The sequence below is a fragment of the Yoonia sp. 2307UL14-13 genome, from assembly GCF_037572755.1.
Classification (GTDB): domain Bacteria; phylum Pseudomonadota; class Alphaproteobacteria; order Rhodobacterales; family Rhodobacteraceae; genus Yoonia.
Genome location: NZ_JBBIFZ010000001.1, coordinates 1,161,084 through 1,178,130 on the forward strand (window position 1 = coordinate 1,161,084; position 17,047 = coordinate 1,178,130).

General features: G+C 59.6%; 17 protein-coding genes. 9 read left to right on the forward strand and 8 right to left on the reverse strand.

Annotated elements, in window-relative coordinates:
• Positions 1-254: 254 nt before the first annotated feature.
• The 3 genes from V8J85_RS05990 to V8J85_RS06000 all read right to left on the reverse strand — a co-directional run bounded on the left by V8J85_RS05990 (position 255) and on the right by V8J85_RS06000 (position 3,896).
• The gene (locus tag V8J85_RS05990) at positions 255-1,748 is read right to left on the reverse strand and encodes an NAD(P)(+) transhydrogenase (Re/Si-specific) subunit beta (protein ID WP_339952768.1); all 1,494 of its coding nucleotides are present in this window, start codon (positions 1,746-1,748) and stop codon (positions 255-257) included.
• A 13-nt stretch (positions 1,749-1,761) separates the two neighbouring features.
• Positions 1,762-3,342, reverse strand: a complete 1,581-nt coding sequence (locus tag V8J85_RS05995; protein WP_339952769.1) for a Re/Si-specific NAD(P)(+) transhydrogenase subunit alpha — start codon at positions 3,340-3,342, stop codon at positions 1,762-1,764.
• A gap of 104 nt (positions 3,343-3,446) precedes the next feature.
• Entirely contained in the window at positions 3,447-3,896 is a 450-nt protein-coding gene (locus V8J85_RS06000; protein ID WP_339952770.1) for a methyltransferase family protein, read from the reverse strand.
• A gap of 77 nt (positions 3,897-3,973) precedes the next feature.
• On the opposite strand from V8J85_RS06000, the gene V8J85_RS06005 reads away from it, so the two are divergent.
• A complete protein-coding gene (locus V8J85_RS06005) occupies positions 3,974-4,747 on the forward strand; it encodes an SDR family NAD(P)-dependent oxidoreductase (RefSeq protein WP_339952771.1) in 774 nt (257 codons plus the stop codon).
• Here the strand turns inward: V8J85_RS06005 and V8J85_RS06010 are convergent.
• Positions 4,744-5,604 carry a YihY/virulence factor BrkB family protein gene (locus V8J85_RS06010; protein ID WP_339952772.1) on the reverse strand — a complete coding sequence of 287 codons (861 nt, stop codon included), beginning with the start codon at positions 5,602-5,604 and terminating at the stop codon, positions 4,744-4,746. The two genes, V8J85_RS06005 and V8J85_RS06010, sit on opposite strands and share 4 nt — an antisense overlap.
• 208 nt (positions 5,605-5,812) lie before the next feature.
• Here V8J85_RS06010 and V8J85_RS06015 point away from each other — a divergent pair, with 208 nt between their 5' ends.
• Entirely contained in the window at positions 5,813-6,466 is a 654-nt protein-coding gene (locus V8J85_RS06015; RefSeq protein WP_445285873.1) for a sugar transporter, read from the forward strand.
• A gap of 15 nt (positions 6,467-6,481) precedes the next feature.
• Positions 6,482-8,110: an alpha-D-glucose phosphate-specific phosphoglucomutase gene (locus V8J85_RS06020; RefSeq protein ID WP_339952773.1), complete on the forward strand. Its 1,629-nt coding sequence runs from the start codon at positions 6,482-6,484 to the stop codon at positions 8,108-8,110.
• Between the two features lie 86 nt (positions 8,111-8,196).
• Here V8J85_RS06020 and V8J85_RS06025 read toward each other — a convergent pair whose 3' ends face one another.
• Genes V8J85_RS06025 through V8J85_RS06035 form a run of 3 tightly spaced genes read right to left on the reverse strand, consistent with a single transcriptional unit; the run spans position 8,197 to position 11,129 of the window.
• Positions 8,197-9,507: a TRAP transporter large permease gene (locus V8J85_RS06025; protein WP_339952774.1), complete on the reverse strand. Its 1,311-nt coding sequence runs from the start codon at positions 9,505-9,507 to the stop codon at positions 8,197-8,199.
• The gene (locus tag V8J85_RS06030; RefSeq protein WP_339952775.1) at positions 9,504-10,043 is read right to left on the reverse strand and encodes a TRAP transporter small permease; all 540 of its coding nucleotides are present in this window, start codon (positions 10,041-10,043) and stop codon (positions 9,504-9,506) included. Before V8J85_RS06030 ends, V8J85_RS06025 begins: the two co-directional genes overlap by 4 nt.
• A 54-nt stretch (positions 10,044-10,097) precedes the next feature.
• The gene (locus V8J85_RS06035; RefSeq protein ID WP_339952776.1) at positions 10,098-11,129 is read right to left on the reverse strand and encodes a TRAP transporter substrate-binding protein; all 1,032 of its coding nucleotides are present in this window, start codon (positions 11,127-11,129) and stop codon (positions 10,098-10,100) included.
• Positions 11,130-11,394: 265 nt separating this feature from the next.
• Between V8J85_RS06035 and V8J85_RS06040 the strand changes: the two genes are divergently transcribed.
• The 3 genes from V8J85_RS06040 to V8J85_RS06050 all read left to right on the forward strand — a co-directional run bounded on the left by V8J85_RS06040 (position 11,395) and on the right by V8J85_RS06050 (position 12,809).
• The gene (locus tag V8J85_RS06040; RefSeq protein ID WP_339952777.1) at positions 11,395-11,736 is read left to right on the forward strand and encodes an ArsR/SmtB family transcription factor; all 342 of its coding nucleotides are present in this window, start codon (positions 11,395-11,397) and stop codon (positions 11,734-11,736) included.
• Entirely contained in the window at positions 11,733-12,200 is a 468-nt protein-coding gene (locus V8J85_RS06045) for an SRPBCC family protein (protein ID WP_339952778.1), read from the forward strand. The genes V8J85_RS06040 and V8J85_RS06045 overlap by 4 nt, the downstream gene beginning before the upstream one ends.
• A gap of 309 nt (positions 12,201-12,509) precedes the next feature.
• Positions 12,510-12,809 (forward strand): hypothetical protein, encoded by a 300-nt coding sequence (locus V8J85_RS06050; protein WP_339952779.1) that lies wholly within the window; start codon positions 12,510-12,512, stop codon positions 12,807-12,809.
• 129 nt (positions 12,810-12,938) lie between these two features.
• Here the strand turns inward: V8J85_RS06050 and V8J85_RS06055 are convergent, their stop codons facing one another.
• The gene (locus V8J85_RS06055; protein WP_339953077.1) at positions 12,939-13,625 is read right to left on the reverse strand and encodes a fumarylacetoacetate hydrolase family protein; all 687 of its coding nucleotides are present in this window, start codon (positions 13,623-13,625) and stop codon (positions 12,939-12,941) included.
• Positions 13,626-13,703: 78 nt separating this feature from the next.
• On the opposite strand from V8J85_RS06055, the gene V8J85_RS06060 reads away from it, so the two are divergent.
• From V8J85_RS06060 to V8J85_RS06070, 3 genes are read left to right on the forward strand one after another with little or no spacing between them, the layout of a single operon-like run.
• Positions 13,704-14,354, forward strand: a complete 651-nt coding sequence (locus V8J85_RS06060) for a paraquat-inducible protein A (RefSeq protein WP_339952780.1) — start codon at positions 13,704-13,706, stop codon at positions 14,352-14,354.
• Positions 14,309-14,956: a paraquat-inducible protein A gene (locus tag V8J85_RS06065; RefSeq protein WP_339952781.1), complete on the forward strand. Its 648-nt coding sequence runs from the start codon at positions 14,309-14,311 to the stop codon at positions 14,954-14,956. Before V8J85_RS06060 ends, V8J85_RS06065 begins: the two co-directional genes overlap by 46 nt.
• The gene (locus tag V8J85_RS06070) at positions 14,953-17,046 is read left to right on the forward strand and encodes a PqiB family protein (RefSeq protein WP_339952782.1); all 2,094 of its coding nucleotides are present in this window, start codon (positions 14,953-14,955) and stop codon (positions 17,044-17,046) included. The genes V8J85_RS06065 and V8J85_RS06070 overlap by 4 nt, the downstream gene beginning before the upstream one ends.
• Position 17,047: the final 1 nt, after the last annotated feature.

Sequence of the window (17,047 nt, forward strand, 5' to 3'; positions counted from 1 at the left end):
GTGGGTGAAACCCACGCACGCGCCATTCACCTTTGCGCAAACAACCAGCGCTAGACCGGCGCCAAATGGTTAACGAAATGCACCAACACAGAACGCGAAGGTCCGATGGAATTCCGATACAATTCATATGGAATTCCGATAGGCGAAATGAGGTGTAGCGAATTGATTTAAAATGACAAATCGGGATCTCAGCGCAGAATACAAAAAACCGCCCGCATTCCCATGCGGACGGTCCTGTGACAAAGCGTTAAGCCTTAGTCGATCTTGGGCAACAGCGTATCCAAAGACGCCTTCGCATCCCCATAGAACATCCGCGTATTGTCCTTAAAGAACAACGGATTCTCGATCCCCGAATACCCGGTCCCCTGCCCGCGCTTGGACACGAACACCTGCTTGGCCTTCCAGCATTCCAGCACCGGCATGCCGGCAATCGGTGAGTTCGGATCATCCTGCGCCGCCGGGTTCACGATGTCATTGGAGCCGATGACGATGGCCACATCCGTATCGGGGAAATCGTCGTTGATTTCATCCATCTCCATCACGATGTCATAAGGCACCTTCGCCTCGGCCAAGAGCACATTCATATGGCCCGGCAGACGCCCCGCGACCGGGTGAATGGCGAAGCGCACGTTCTTGCCCTTCGCCCGCAGCTTTCGCACCAGTTCCGCAACAGCCGTCTGCGCCTGCGCCACGGCCATGCCGTAACCGGGGATGATGATGACGCTATCCGCCTCGTTCAGGGCCGTCGCGACACCATCCGCGTCAATCGCGATCTGTTCGCCCTCGACCGCCATCTGCTCACCCGCAGGGCCGCCAAAGCCACCCAGGATCACACTGACGAACGATCGGTTCATGGCCTTGCACATGATGTAGGACAGGATCGCACCGGACGAACCGACCAATGCCCCCACAACGATCAACAGATCATTGCCCAGCGAGAACCCGATCGCCGCAGCCGCCCAGCCGGAATAGCTGTTTAGCATCGACACAACGACAGGCATGTCGGCACCGCCGATCCCCATGATCAGGTGATAGCCGATGAACAGACCGGCGATGGTCAGCAGGACCAGCGCCCATGAGCCGCCGCCAGTCAGATAGACAAACAGCAGCAGCACCGACAACGCCGCAGCACCTGCATTCAGCAGATGACCACCCGGCAGTTTCTTGGCGCTCGTATCCACCTGGAACGGCAGCTTTGACGACGATCCGGCCAGCTTAGCATAGGCGATGACAGAGCCGGTAAAAGTCACAGCCCCGATCCAGATGCCCAGCACCAGTTCAACCCGCAGAATGCCGATCTCGACACTCGATTTCTTGGCGATCAGCTGACCGAAGGCGGACAGGTCGTTGTAGATGCCTTTGGGCAACGCCCCCGCCCCCAGTTCGGCGGCGTTTTCGGCGAAAAGCGTGTCGAGAGTATTGATCATGATGTCGGCATTAAAACCCACGAAGACCGCCGCAAGCCCCACGAGAGAGTGCATGATCGCCACCAGTTCCGGCATCTGGGTCATCTCGACCTTCGTCGCCAGTTGATAGCCAACGCCGGCCCCCAGCGCGATCAGGATCAATGACAGCAACCAAAGGCCTGACCCCGGCCCGATCAATGTCGCAAAGACGGCAATCGCCATCCCGACGATCCCGTACCAGACCGCCCGCTTCGCACTTTCCTGCCCGGACAGACCGCCGAGCGACAGGATGAAGAGGATGGCTGCGACGACGTAGGCCGCGATTGTGAATGCGTTTTCCATGTGCCTGCGCTCCTTAGGATTTCTGGAACATGGCGAGCATGCGCCGTGTCACGAGGAAGCCGCCGAAAATGTTGACCGCCGCCATGAAGATACCCAGCGCCGCGAGGATCGTGATCAGCCATGATGTGGACCCGATCTGGATCAACGCACCAAGGATGATGATCGACGAAATCGCATTGGTCACGGCCATCAGCGGCGTATGTAGTGAATGCGCCACGTTCCAGATCACCTGGAAGCCGATGAAGACCGACAGCACGAACACGATGAAATGCTGCATGAAACTGGCGGGCATGCCCGGGATCATCCCGATGCCCAGCACCAGAGCACCACCAATGGCCAGCAGACCGACTTGGGTCTTGGTCTCGTTCTGAAAAGCAGCCACTTCCTGCGCGCGCTTTTCTTCAGCCGTCAGTTCCTTCGGCTTGTCCTTTTTCGGCTGCGCCGCAATCGCGGCGATCTTGGGCGGTGGTGGCGGGAACGTTATCTCGCCCTTATGGGTGGCGGTCGCCCCACGGATCACGTCATCGTCCATGTTGTGATTGACCTGACCGTTCTTTTCAGGGGTCAGATCCGTCATCATATGTCGGATATTCGTCGCATAAAGAGTCGAAGACTGCGCGGCCATACGGCTTGGGAAATCGGTGTATCCCACGATGGTCACGCCGTTTTCCGTGACGATCTTTTCGTCCTTGACGGTCAGCTTGCAGTTCCCGCCACGTTCGGCGGCGAGGTCAACGATGACCGATCCGGGTTTCATCGCCTGAACCATATCTTCGGTCCACAATTCCGGCGCATCGCGTCCCGGGATCAGCGCCGTGGTGATCACGATGTCCATGTCCGGTGCCAATTCACGGAACTTGGCCAACTGGGCCGCAGCAAATTCAGGCGAGGACACCGAGGCATAACCACCGCTTGCCGACCCATCCTGTTGCTCTTCCTCGAAATCGAGAAAGACGAACTCTGCCCCCATCGATTCAACCTGTTCGGCCACTTCGGGGCGCACGTCGAAGGCATAAGTGATCGCGCCCAACGACGTTGCTGTCCCGATCGCGGCCAGACCAGCCACACCAGCGCCAACGACCAGCACCTTGGCAGGTGGCACCTTGCCGGCGGCGGTCACCTGCCCGGTGAAGAACCGGCCAAAGTTGTTTCCCGCTTCGATCACAGCACGATAGCCCGCGATGTTGGCCATGGATGACAGCGCATCCATCTTTTGGGCGCGAGAGATCCGGGGAACCATGTCCATCGCGATAACGGTCGCGCCCTTCTTTTTGGCCGCATCCATCAGCTTTTCGTTCTGACCGGGGTAGAAGAACGAAATCAGCGTCTGTCCTTCGCGCAAGCGCTTGATCTCGGCATCCTCGGGTGGGCGGACCTTTGCAACGATATCAGCCTCTTTGTACAGCGCTGCAGCCGTTTTCACGACCGTGACGCCCGCCTCTTCATAAGCCGCGTCCGAGAACCCGGCGGCCATCCCAGCCCCGGTCTCGATCAGGCATTCGTATCCCAGCTTTTGCAGATCCCTGGCCGAGGCCGGGGTCATCGCGACCCGATCCTCACCCGCAAATATCTCTTTCGGCGTACCGATTTTCACGGACCATCCCCCGTATTGCTGCTTGCAGTCTTGGTTGGATTATAGGGCGGAAGAATATTTCACAAGGCGGTGGTCGCTTTGTTCTTTTCTGTCAGGCGCTAACATCAGACCCAACGTCGCGTCTTTTCGCAATACCGGGCGAAATCGACGCGGAACTTGCGGCGCAGCCGGTCTTCTTCCGGCAGAATGAACCGCTGCGTGATGGTGAACATGAACAGCGGCACGAGAATCAGGGCGACCGGCGCATCCCAGTAAAGGGCGAGCCCGGCCAAAACCAACGTATCGCCCAGATAGATCGGATTGCGGCTGCGTCTGAAAATGCCGCTGGTGACCAGATGATCGGCCTCCATATGCGGGATCACGGTCGTGCGCTGTTTGCGCATTTCGGTCAAAGCCAGCAACATCAGGACAGCGCCACCGCCGACCAACAATCCGCCCAGCAGGTCGGTCACCGGCCCGCCGATGCGCAGCGACAAGGGCTGCATGTCAGCGATCAGCCATGTCATCACGACGGCCAACAACAACCACATGGGCGGGATATCTATCCATTTCATGCCGCTCTTGTAGAGGACGTAGCGGAAACATACCACGCCCCTTGCCGCCCCCGATTACCCCTGTAGCATCGGCGAAAATGGAGGAGATCATCATGGAACATGCAGGCAAACACGCACTCGTCACAGGCGGCGGCACGGGCATTGGCGCCGGGATCGCGATTGCATTGGCCGAGGCCGGGGCCGAGGTGACGATCACCGGACGCCGGACGGAAAAATTGGCAGAGGTTGCTGCGAAAAGCCCGCGCCTTCATGCGCTTGAAATGGATGTGGCCAATGAGGCCTCTGTCAGGGACGGCATCGCAGAGGCCGCCAAAACACGCGGCCCCATCCAGATTTGTGTGGCAAATGCGGGCATTGCCGAAGGCAAACCCTTCGCAAAAACAACGCTTGCCGATTGGCAGCGCACGATGACCACCAATCTCGACGGTGTGTTCCTCACCTTTCAGGCGGCCATGGCCACGCTCGGCCCGGATGACCCAGCCCGCATGATTGTTATCAGCTCCATCGCAGGCGTGCGTGGGCTAAAGGGCGGACCCGCATACACAGCTTCAAAACATGCCGTTATTGGTTTGATCCGCGGTTTATCTGAGGAATACATGAAGACGTCCATTACATTTAACGCCATCTGCCCAGGCTATGTGGACACAGACATCGTGCGCAACCAGATCCCCGGATTGATGAAACGGTTTGATACGGACGAAGCGGGCGCCATTGCGGCCATCGCCAAAGGAAACCGGAACCAACGATTGCTTGAGGTCGATGAGACGACATCAGCCGCCATGTGGCTCTGCTCGGACGGGGCGCGCAGCATCAATGCGCAGACGGTGCAGATCTCGGGCGGACAGGTCTAAACCCCTTCCTCCAAAAACGACGTGTCGCCCTTGTCCGGCGGCACGTCATAGCCGTGAACCTGCACGTTCAGGGCGGCCCCTAACAGAATCAGGTAGGCACTGACGTAAAGCCATAACAGCAGGCCGATCACCGCACCGATCGAGCCGTAAACCTCGTTGTAGCTTGCGAAATTCGTCAGATAGTACGACAGCCCGGCCGAGGCTGCGACCCACAGGATCACGACGACGAATGCGCCCACGGTGAACCAACGCCCCCGGCTGCCGATCCGTGCCGGACCAAAGCGATACAGCAGACTGAGCGCCAGCATCAGAACGCCCAGCGCGATCAGCCAGCGCGCACCCTCGAGTAACCATTGGGTGGACGTGGCGAGCGGAATGAACGCCAATGCGATCGGCAGAATGATCACCACCATCACCGCGACGATCGCCAGGGAAACCAACGCGATCGTCAGGAAAAACGCCACTGCCATTTGCCAGATGCCATTGCGCTGCCGCTGCCCGGCGATGGCATTCAAGCCGCCAATCAACGCGGCCACCCCCGCACGGCATGACCAAAGCGCCAGCATAATCGAGACGAAGGTCGCGAACCCCAATGCCTCGCTTGGGGCTGTGATCAACGTATTCAGATGTTCCGACATCAATCCATAGGCGCCTTGCGGTATGATGTCTTCCATCAGCGTCAGTTGCTCGGCGATCACGACCGGATCCGCGACCAATCCGAAAATCGCGATGACCGCCGCGATGCCGGGAAAAATCCCGAACATCCCGAAAAACGCCACACCAGCCGCGATCAGGCCGATATGTTTTTCGCTGGCCGTCGTCCAGACCGCCACCAGAATACGCCATATCCTCAACATCAAAGCGATGTCACAACTCCCTAAAATATTGCAGTTTCAACCCACACCTTCATGTAAACGTTCCGCCGTGCTTCGGTGATCTGCCACAGCAAATGCCACACTTCCCGCCGACTTTCCCCTATTTTCTGAAAAAGATGTCGCCGTATCAATCACTTCGCGCTAGGCTTTATTCAAACAGGGCAAAGCCCGGCTTGAGGCAGACATCGCAGTGAATACGTTGACGCAACATGTGAATGCGTTGGTCGAGCATTTGTTCGACCGACCATCAGGGCGCCATCTGGTGGCCGTCACCGGCGCACCAGCCAGCGGGAAATCCACGCTCGCGGCGGAATTGGCGCGGCGGTTGGTGTTGGGCAAACGCGCGGCCGTCGTGGTGCCGATGGATGGATTTCACCTCGACAATGGGCTGCTGGAAGAACGCAACCTCAAGCCCCGTAAGGGCGCGCCAGAGACATTTGATGCACGCGGGTTCATCCGCCTTGTCCGGGCGCTGAAATCCGGGGAAGAGGTCTTTGCCCCCATCTTCGACCGCACCCGCGACATCGCCATCGCCGCCGCCGTTGCGGTCCCCGCCGACACTGAATTTGTCATTGTCGAAGGCAACTACCTGATGTTCGACGAGGCACCCTGGTCCGACCTCGCGCCGCTTTGGGATGTGACCGCTCGGCTTGATGTGCCGATGCCCGAATTGCGCGCACGGCTGATCCATCGGTGGCTTTCGCTCAACTATTCCCGCGCCGTAGCCACCCGCCGCGCGGAAAGCAATGACGTGCCGAATGCGCAACGTGTCACCGATCACGCCCTGCCGTGCGACTTTACGTTTGACGGTCAGCCCAATCCATCGCCAAATCCGCCCGCATAAACTGCGAGGCATTTGATGACCAAAGTGATTCCGACGACACCCATCGCCGGGCAAAAGGCCGGCACATCCGGCCTGCGCCGCCAGACCCGCGATTTCATGGCGCCGCATTTCCTTGAGAATTATGTGCAGTCTATCCTGAACGGCATTGGCGGCGCCGAGGGCAAGACCTTCGTGTTGGGCGGCGACGGGCGGTATTTCAATGCAGAGGCGATCCAGACAATCCTGCGTATGGCGGCGGCGAATGGCGCGGCAAAGATGATCGTCGGGCAGAATGGTTTGCTATCGACCCCCGCTGCCTCGCACCTGATCCGCCTGAACAAGACCAATGGCGGTTTCATTCTCTCGGCGAGCCATAATCCCGGCGGGATCGACGCGGATTTCGGACTGAAGTTCAACATGGCCAATGGCGGTCCCGCAACGGAGGCGGTGACGGCGGCGATCTTTGAGGCGACACAAAATATCAGCGAATACAAGGTGCTGGAGGCTGCAGATGTCGATCTAAGCACCCTTGGTGAGACGCAGATGGGCGACATGCAGATCAGCATCGTCGATCCGGTTGTTGACTATGCGGCCCTGATGCAGACGCTCTTTGATTTCGACGCCATCCGCGCGCTGTTCGCTGGCGGGTTCACCATGAAATTCGACGCGATGCATGCTGTGACCGGTCCCTATGCCAAGCACATCCTCGAAGACCTGCTGGGTGCACCGGCGGGCACTGTCATGAACGGCACGCCATCAGTCGATTTCAACGGCGGCCACCCTGACCCCAACCCGATCTGGGCGCATGAATTGATGGCGATCATGACCGACCCCGACGCCCCCGATTTCGGCGCGGCCAGCGACGGCGACGGCGACCGCAACATGATCGTCGGGCGTGGCGCCTATGTGACGCCGTCAGATAGCCTCGCCCTGATTGCGGCGCAGGCGCATCTGGCGCCGGGCTATGCGCAAGGCTTGTCTGGCGTTGCGCGCTCCATGCCGACATCCGGCGCAGTGGACCGCGTGGCGGAGGCGAAAGGCATTGAATGTCACGAGACACCAACAGGCTGGAAATTCTTCGGTACATTGCTCGACGCAAGCCGCGTGAACCTATGTGGCGAGGAAAGCGCCGGGACCGGCTCGGATCACGTGCGGGAAAAGGACGGGCTTTGGGCTGTGCTGATGTGGCTCAATATCATCGCAAAGCGCAAGATGTCTGTCGGCGATTTGATGGCAGAGCACTGGCAGACATACGGGCGGAACTACTATTCGCGGCACGATTATGAGGCGGTCGATAGCGATGTCGCGAGCAAACTGATGGATGATCTGCGTACCAAACTCCCTGCCCTGAAGGGCCAGACCTTTGCAGGACTGACCGTCGAGAAAGCAGACGAATTCGCCTATGACGATCCGGTCGATGGAAGCCACACGAGCGGCCAAGGGCTGCGTATCTTTTTCGATGGCGGTGCGCGGGTGGTGCTGCGGCTGTCGGGGACCGGGACGCAGGGGGCAACGATCCGGGTCTATCTGGAGCGGTTGGAGCTTGATCCGGCCGCGCTGGGCATGGATGCCGAAGAGGCGCTCGCGGATGTGATCAAGGCGGCGGATGCGATTGCCGAGATCAGCGCCCGGACGGGGCGTGCCGCGCCCGATGTGAAGACCTAAAGCGCGACGCAGTCCCGAACTTGATCCTGGACCTCTTACCGGCGTTGGCTCCGAGGCCTCGAATCAAGTCCGGGGCTGCGGCACACCTAAATGAGAACAAGCGTAATCACCGGAAACAGCATCAGGATCACCACCCGCACAATGTCCGACCCCACAAAGAACAGAACCGACCGGTAAGTCGCGCTCATCGGCGTTTCCTTGTCCATGTTGTTGATAATGAACAGGTTCATTCCTACCGGCGGCGTGATCAGCCCGACCTCGACCACGATCAGCACGATGATCCCGAACCAGATCGCGACCTCTTCCGTCGTCATTCCGAAATCCAGCGTCTGGATGACCGGCCAAAAGATCGGGATCGTCAGCAGGATCATCGACAGGCTGTCCATCAGACAGCCCAGGACGAGGTACAAAAGCAGGATCATGACCATCACCGCCCACGGGCTGAACCCCTGCCCTGTGACCCAAGCCGACAATTCCTGCGGCATCTGCGTCAGGGCGAGGAAACCGTTATAGAACCCCGCCCCCAGCACGATGAAAAAGATCATGCCCGTGCCCGTTGCGGTCTGGTAGATGCTGTCGCGGAAGACGGCCCAGTTGAGTGACCGCGAGAACAGCGCGATCAGCCCCGTCCCCATCGCGCCGACTGCCGCACCTTCGGTCGGGGTGAACCAGCCGTTGTAGATGCCCCCCACGACCAGCGCGAAAACCAAAAGCACCGGCCAAACGGCCCCCAACGCGCGTATCCGCTCGCCATAGGGCAAGCGCGGATGCGTCCCCGCCTGATCGGGATAAAGGCGGACATAGATCGCGATGGTGATCATGTAACCGATAGCAGCCAGCACCCCGGGAATGACAGCGGCAGCGAAGAGTTTCGCGATGTTCTGCTCTGTCAAAATCGCGTAGATCACGAGGATAACAGAGGGCGGGATCAGAATGCCCAAAGTCCCCCCGGCGGCCAAAGTCGCGGTCGAGAAGCCACCCGAATAGCCGTATTTCTTCAATTCTGGCAGCGCGACCCGGCTCATCGTGGCCGCCGTCGCCAGCGACGACCCGCAAATCGCGCCGAACCCGGCACAGGCGCCAACCGCGGCCATCGCCATGCCCCCTTTACGGTGGCCCAACCACGCCTCGGCCGCTTTGAACAGCGCGCGCGACATGCCCGAATGGGTCGCGAACTGCCCCATCAGCAGGAACATCGGGATGATCGACAGGCTGTAGCTGGAAAAGGTCGAATAGACTTCGGATTTCAGCTTGGCCATGAAAACGGTCGTGCCGTCGGTCACCATCCAGATGCCACCAATCCCGCAAAGCAACATCGCGAGCCCGATGGGCGCGCGCAGGAAAATCAGCGCGAGCAGAACCGGGAAGGACAGATAGCCCAGCGCAAGGTCGCTCATCCCAGACGCTTTCCGGTGAAACGCAGCACGGCGCAGTAGATACTGATGATACTGGCGGTGATCGCGGCGGCAAAGCTCGCCGCGTAGGCCCACCAGATCGGAAACTGGATCAGATACGTCGTTTCACCATAGCGCAGCTTGTCCTGCATGCCTGCGAACAGACGCCACGTGATCAGGATGATCGCCACCGCCATGACAAGGCTCCAGAATGCGGCCAGAAAGTCATTCACACGCGGCCCGACGCCTGCGGTGAAGATATCAACGCTCGCGTGGGTTCCGGTCAGTTGTGTCAGCGGCAGGAAGGCAAAAATGGCAAAGGCGATCCCTGCCTCGACCAGCTCGAAATCGCCTGTGACCGGCCCGATACCCAGCCCCAACAGCCAAGGACCCAACGGCCCCAGGTAACCCGCATGCGCGACATCATTCACCTCGCGCCCCAGCACGCTGATGCAGACGGTCAGGACCAGAGTGCAGAGCACAATGCCGCCCAACAGCGCCATCAGCCGCGCCAGCCCAGCGATCAGGGTGTGAACCAAACGTGCCTCCGCATCAAAATGCCCCCCAAAGTCGATTGGAGGGCATCAATGCGTTTAGTTGCCCGCACTATGTTTGGCAATCAGCGCGATCGCGGCGTCGTACAGACCCGTGCCGTCTATTCCGGCGGCATCCGCCTCGGCGATCCAGTTATCTATTGTGGGCTGGCTGGCCGTGCGCCATGCCTCTACCTGATCCGGCGTCAGGCTGATGATGTTGTTGCCCGCATCCTCGGCCAGTTTGCGGCCCGGCGCATCATATTCCTCCATCGTGCGGCCCGCGAAGGCCGAGAATTCAGCACCGGAATTTGCATCGATCACCGCCTTGAGGTCATCGGGCAGCGCGTCATACGCATCCTGGTTCATCGCAAAGATGAAAGCTGTCGTATAAAGATGCGCGTCACCGAATTCGGTGTGGTTTTCGACCAATTCATGCACTTTCAGCGCCGGGACGACCTCCCACGGGATGACGGCGCCGTCGATCACGCCCTTGGACAGGGCCTCGGGCACAGCAGGCACCGGCATCCCGACGGACGTGGCGCCCAGACCGGTGAACATCGTCGTCGTGGTGCGGGTGGGCGCGCGCAGCTTCAGGCCCTGTAGATCAGACACCTCTGTAATCGGGCGGCTGGAATGGATCAGCCCCGGCCCGTGGACCCACAGGCCCAGCGGTTTGAAGGCGGCGAAATCGGTATCCATCATCCGCTCTTCGGCCAGTTCCCAATAGGCCCGGCTTGTCGCCTCGGCACTGGTCGAGATGAAGGGCAACTCGAACACTTCCAGCTGCGGGAAACGACCCGGCGTATAGCCAGCAACTGTCCAGATGATATCGGCCACGCCGTCAATCGCCTGATCGATAAGCTGTGGCGGTGTGCCGCCCAGTTGCATCGACGGAAAACGGTCGATCTTGATGCGGCCATCGCTGTCGGCCTCGACCTTGTCGGCCCAGACATCGAGGATGTGGGCGGGCACATTGGCCTGCGCTGGCAGGAATTGATGCAGGCGCAAGGTCACCTCTTGCGCGAATGCATTGGTGCCTAGAAACGCGGCGCCCATCAGGCCCAGCACCAAACGGCGAGTGGTTGTCATGGTGATCCTCCCTCGATCATGAACTGTGCGGAGTGTGGGATGAAGGGGGCAGCAGGTGCAAGGCGGTTTTGTCAAATGCCGACTGTTCGGCGGGCCCACGTTGGGGATATCGATTTGACGAAAAGTATCGGCATGTCTGTGAGGGATATTCGATTTGGGCCCAATGCCCCCGCAAAAGTGCGATAGAGCGAATGTCGGTTTCGGTAAAATTTAGGTAAGTTCCTAAGTTTCTTGATCTCATCGGATCTTCGCGTTACTAAGGGATATGTCTAAGTATGATTCCAACCTTGACCTCTGCTTTTCGGCACTCGGTGATCCGACACGACGCATGATCCTGCAGCGGCTTGCACGAGGCAAAGCGTCAGTCAGCGAATTGGCCGAACCTCATAAGATGGCCCTGCCTTCGTTCATGGAGCATTTGAAGAAACTCGAAGCTGCCAACCTGATCACGTCCCAAAAGGAAGGCCGTACCCGCATATGCGAGCTTGCGCCGCATGCGTTCACCCCGGCCAAAGACTGGCTGAGCGAGCAAAGCACGATCTGGGAGGGGCGGCTGGATCGCTTTGACGATTACATCAAGAACCTCGTGAAGGAGCGCAACAAATGAAACTCGATCCGAAAACCGATCTTTCATTCACCCGGACGATCGACGCACCGAGAGAGCTTCTATGGGAATGTTGGACCACACCTGAACATATCAAGCATTTCTTCGTGCCAAAGCCGCATAGCATCACCTCTTGCGAGATTGACCTGCGGGTTGGCGGCAAATTCAACACCACAATGAATGTCGAAGGCAATCTTATGGCGAACGAGGGCGTTATTCTTGAAATCGTGGATGGTAAGCGCCTGGTCTTTACCGATACCTATAGCGAGGGTTGGAAGCCTGCTGCCGATCCTTTCATGACCGCAATCATAGAATTTGCTGACGATGGAAATGGCGGCACGAGATACACTGCAACTGCCAGACATCGCTCGCCCGACGCGCGTCAGACCCATGAAGATATGGGGTTCTTTGACGGTTGGGGCACGGTGGCGGCACAACTTGAGGAATACGCCAACAGCTTGCGGTAATGAAGGCGGCTGGCAACGGGAAGACTGATCCCCGAACCGATCGTTTCAATAGATGGTTTCGCGCCAGGGACTTATTCACCGACCTATTGCGGTTAAGGTGAACCAGAGTTCCTGGCATGATTGGCTGAGACGGCGGAGCAACCACACCGTCTGGTCCTTGGACCAAAAAGCGCGCCGATCTATCGGCGGATCGCGTGTCACAACCGGCCCGATCTCAGTCGATCTGATGCGGTTTGCGATTTTTTCCCCGTGATATGACAACTGCTTCCCCCTAGGTCATTCACGATCTTGGTAACCAGTTTTTCGCTTATGACCGACCTACAGATTGACCAAATCATCTCGGCTTTGACCGGCAGGCGCGACAAGCACGTTCTCGCCGTCACCCGGAACTATGAACGCAGGCAGCCCAACGATCCTCTGCCCCCGGTTCTTGCGACAACTGGACAGATGCGTCGGTTTCGCCGTTTGGGTCTGGCGACCAAACGCGCAGGACACGAAAAGGCACCTGTCCAAGATGCAGAGCATGTCTTGACGGAAAAGGGCCGGATCATCGCGGATGTGATCAACGATCGCTTCACGCTTGCACTGGCGATCCCGTCCCGCTCTTAACGGCGCCGGTGATCACGAATTTCGACCGGCTCGGTGACAGACCCTATCGCCGTTCTTTTCGACGCAAGGGAAGATGCGCCATATTCGGCTGCCAAAGCCCGCGTCGATTCATGTTCTCGCCATTCCTGTTCAAACGATCCGCGTCGTGACCGATGCCAGATCATCGATCGTCCCGCGCAACACGTCCCCGGGTGTCACCGGCCCGACGCCGGCAGGCGTGCCGGTCATGATCAGGTCACCGGGCCCAAGCGTATAAAGCGTGGACAGATCGGCAATGATCTCGCGCACCGACCAGACCATGTCCGACAGTAACGCCTCTTGCCGCACAAGATCGTTGACCGTCAGCTGGATTTTGGCGCCGCCCCACGCGGTCATCTCGTCCTTTGGTTTGATTGGCGCGATGATCGCGGCATTCTCAAAGTCCTTGCCGGTATCCCATGGTCTGCGTTTTTCTTTCGCGGCCGCCTGCAGATCGCGGCGGGTCATATCGAGGCCACAGGCATAGCCCAACACCACATCCATGGCGTCGGCTTTGCCAATGTCGTGGGCATCACCGCCGATGGCCATGACCAGTTCCATCTCGTGATGCAGGTCCGAAGTGCGCGGGGGATAGGGCATGTCGTGCCCCGACAACAGCACCGCATGGGCGGATTTGGTAAAGTAAAACGGCGCCTCCCGGTCCACGTCATGCCCCATCTCGGCGGCATGGGCGGCATAGTTGCGGCCGACGCAAAAGATACGGGCGACCGGGAACCCAGACCCGCCTGCGATCGGGATCACGGGGGTCTGACGGGGTGGAAAGGCTGTTTCGGTCATCATCGCGCTCCGACGGCTTCACTTGTCGCCAGCTTGGACGTGGCATATCTGAGGTCAACCGGATAGTATTGGCCAAGCATGAGCATCGCAGACCCGCCCCAAACCTACGCCCTGCCGGACCTCGATGACCTCGTGGCCTGTCCGCAATGCGATACGCTGCATCATGCGGCCGACCTGCCCGAAAATGCGCGGGCCTATTGCCAGCGCTGCGGAATCGTCCTGATGACATCCCAGCCCACGGCCATCGCACGCATCCTCAGCCTGGCGCTGACGGCCTTCGTCATGATGATCGCCGCAATCAGCTTTCCGTTCCTGTCGCTCGAGGCAGGCGGACTAGAGAACGCCACATCCGTGATCGACGCGGTTCTGGCATTCAACGATGGGCTGGCGATCCCGCTGGCCATCGCCGTTTTCTTCTTCATCGTCGTCATCCCGCTGATGCGGCTTAGCGCGCTGATCTATGCGCTTGGCCCTCTCGTTCGGGAAAAACCCATCCGGCGCGGGGCGCGCAAGGCCTTCGGTTTCGCCGAGAAACTGCGGCCCTGGAGCATGGCGGAAATCTTCATCGTCGGCGTGACCGTAGCACTGATCAAAGTCGCGGGCATGGCCGCTGTCACACTTGGCCCTGCCTTCTGGGCCTTTGCGGGCGTCGTCATTATCACCGTCCTCAAGGACCAACTGATTTGCAGGTATTCGATTTGGGAAGCACTGGACAAGTCGCGGGCCTGATCACCGCGCGCGAGGCAGGTCTGGTGGCATGCCAGCGCTGCGGTCAGGTTCATCACGCGGCGACCAGCCATTGCAAACGGTGCGAGGCACCCTTGCAAAGCCGCGATACCGACAGCCTGCAGCGGGTCTGGGCCTGGCTGATCGCGGGTATGATCGCCTATATCCCTGCCAATATCTATCCGATGCTGCTGACGTCGACCGTGGTTGAAAGGTCGGAAAGCACGATCATCGGCGGCGTTATCGAATTGATTGAATATGGATCGGTCGGGATCGCGATCATCGTCTTCGTCGCCTCTGTCCTGATCCCCGTGGGCAAATTCGTCGCGATCGCGTATCTTGCCATCAGTATCCAACGCGGATCGCGCCGCGACCCCCATGCGCGGCACAAAGCCTACGAAGTGGTCGAGTTCATCGGTCGCTGGTCGATGATCGATGTCTTTGTCGTTGCAATCCTCGCAGCACTGGTGCAACTGGGAACCATTGCGACAATCAACCCGGGCATTGCCGCCGTCAGTTTCGCCCTGTCAGTCATCTTTACCATGCTGTCGGCGCAAAGTTTCGACCCACGCATGATCTGGGACAAAAACAGGGCGAACGGATGAGCGATCAGGGACCAACAGGACCAGCCCGTCTGGATGTTCGCCCGGTGAAACAGCCGATCTGGCGACGCCTGTCACTTGTCTGGCTTGTCCCGGTCATCGCGCTTGTCGCTTCGCTCTATACCGCCTGGCTCAGCTACCGCGACCTTGGAACATTGATCACGATCAGCTTTGAAAACGCCGCGGGGGTGAAGGCAGGTGAGACCCAGGTCAGATATCGGGACGTCACCGTGGGTGAGGTCGAAGATGTCGAATTCACCCACGGGCTGAACGATGTCCTGGTCTATGTGCGGATCAAAAAGAACATCGCGCCCTACCTTGATGATGACGCGCAATTCTGGGTCGTGCGCCCGGATGTGTCGGTTCGTGGGATCACCGGGCTCGATACCGTCCTGTCGGGCGTCTATATCCAGGGCAACTGGGACACCCAGGCCGATGTCGCCCAATACGATTTCGTCGGGTTGGAAACACCGGCGCTGACCCTGGCAAGCCAACGCGGGGTACGTGTAACCCTGCGCGCGGCAGATGGCAGCGCCCTGTCTGCCGGGGCGCCTGTGCTGCACAAGGGCATTCAGGTCGGCTATCTCGAAACACCGCAGCTGTCTGCCAATGGTAGCGAAGTACAGGTCGATGCCTTCATCGAAAGCCCCTATGACCGGCGGATCACGACCAACACCCGCTTTTGGGACACGTCCGGCTTTAGCGTCCGGTTCGGGACCGGCGGTGTGTCGCTCGATGTCAATTCGCTCGCCTCCTTGATCGAAGGCGGCGTGGCCTTCGATACGATCGTATCCGGTGGCGGGCCCGTCCGGGACGGTCATATCTTCAGCATCTTCGACGAAGAGGAAGCGGCGCGCGACAGTCTGTTCGCCGACCCCGATGCGGAAACACTGCAAATGGCCGTCCTGTTCGAACAATCGGTCAGCGGCCTTGCCCAAGGGTCCGAGGTGCGGTTCCAGGGTATCCGCATCGGTGAAGTCAGCGACCTGAACGCCATCGTCGTCGGTGAAGGCGATAGCGCCGAGGTGCGCCTGCAGGCCGTCCTGTCGATCGAACCGTCACGGCTTGGCATGGGGGCGGATGCGTCACCCGAGGCGGCGCTCGCGCTCTTGTCCGACTTCGTCGCCCGCGGATTGCGGGCGCGGATGGTCACGGGCAACATCCTGTCCGGATCGCTTCAGGTCGAACTGGTCCAGGTCGACGATGCGCTTCCCGCCATCGTCACCCTCACCAGCGGCGAATACCCGGTGATCCCCACAACGGATTCGCAAATCTCCGACGTTGCGGCGACCGCAGAGGGGCTGTTGTCCCGGGTCAACGATCTGCCGGTCGAAGAACTGCTGAACGGCGCTATCGACATGATGGACAGTATCGAAGCACTGGCCAATGACGAATCTACCCGCGCAGCACCCGCATCCCTCGTCGCGCTTCTGGACGAGGCACGTGAACTTGTCGCGGGTGACGACACGCAGGCGATCCCCGGCGACCTACGCACCGTAATCGCCGATTTGAACGCGATCATCACCGAGGCCGGAGAAGAGAACATCGTCGGCAATCTCAGCAGCACGATCACCAACACCAACGAAGTCGCCGCCAACATCGCGGCCGCAACCGAAGACCTGCCCGCCATCATCGACCAGATCGAGGCCTTGACGGCCAAGGCCAATGCACTGGCGCTGGACGATCTGGTGAACAATGCCAGCGAAACCCTCGCCGCGATCGACCAACTTGTTAGCAGCGAAGATGCCGCCGCCCTGCCCGGCACCCTGAACGGCGCACTGGATGAAATGCGCGGTTTTCTGGCCGAGGTCCGCGAAGGTGGCGCGATCGAAAACGTCAACGCAGCCCTTGCCGCCGCCAATGACGCAGCACAAGCCATCGAACAATCGGTCGAAACCCTGCCCGCCCTGTCCACGCGCGCCAGCCAGCTGGTCGCCGAAACCCGTGCGGTCATCGACGGCTATGGCGAACGGTCGCGGTTCAATGCGGAAACGCTGCAAACCTTGCGTGATATTCAGGAGGCCGCCGATGCCGTGTCCGCCCTCGCCCGCGCAATCCAGCGCAACCCGAATTCCATTCTGACAGGACGATGAC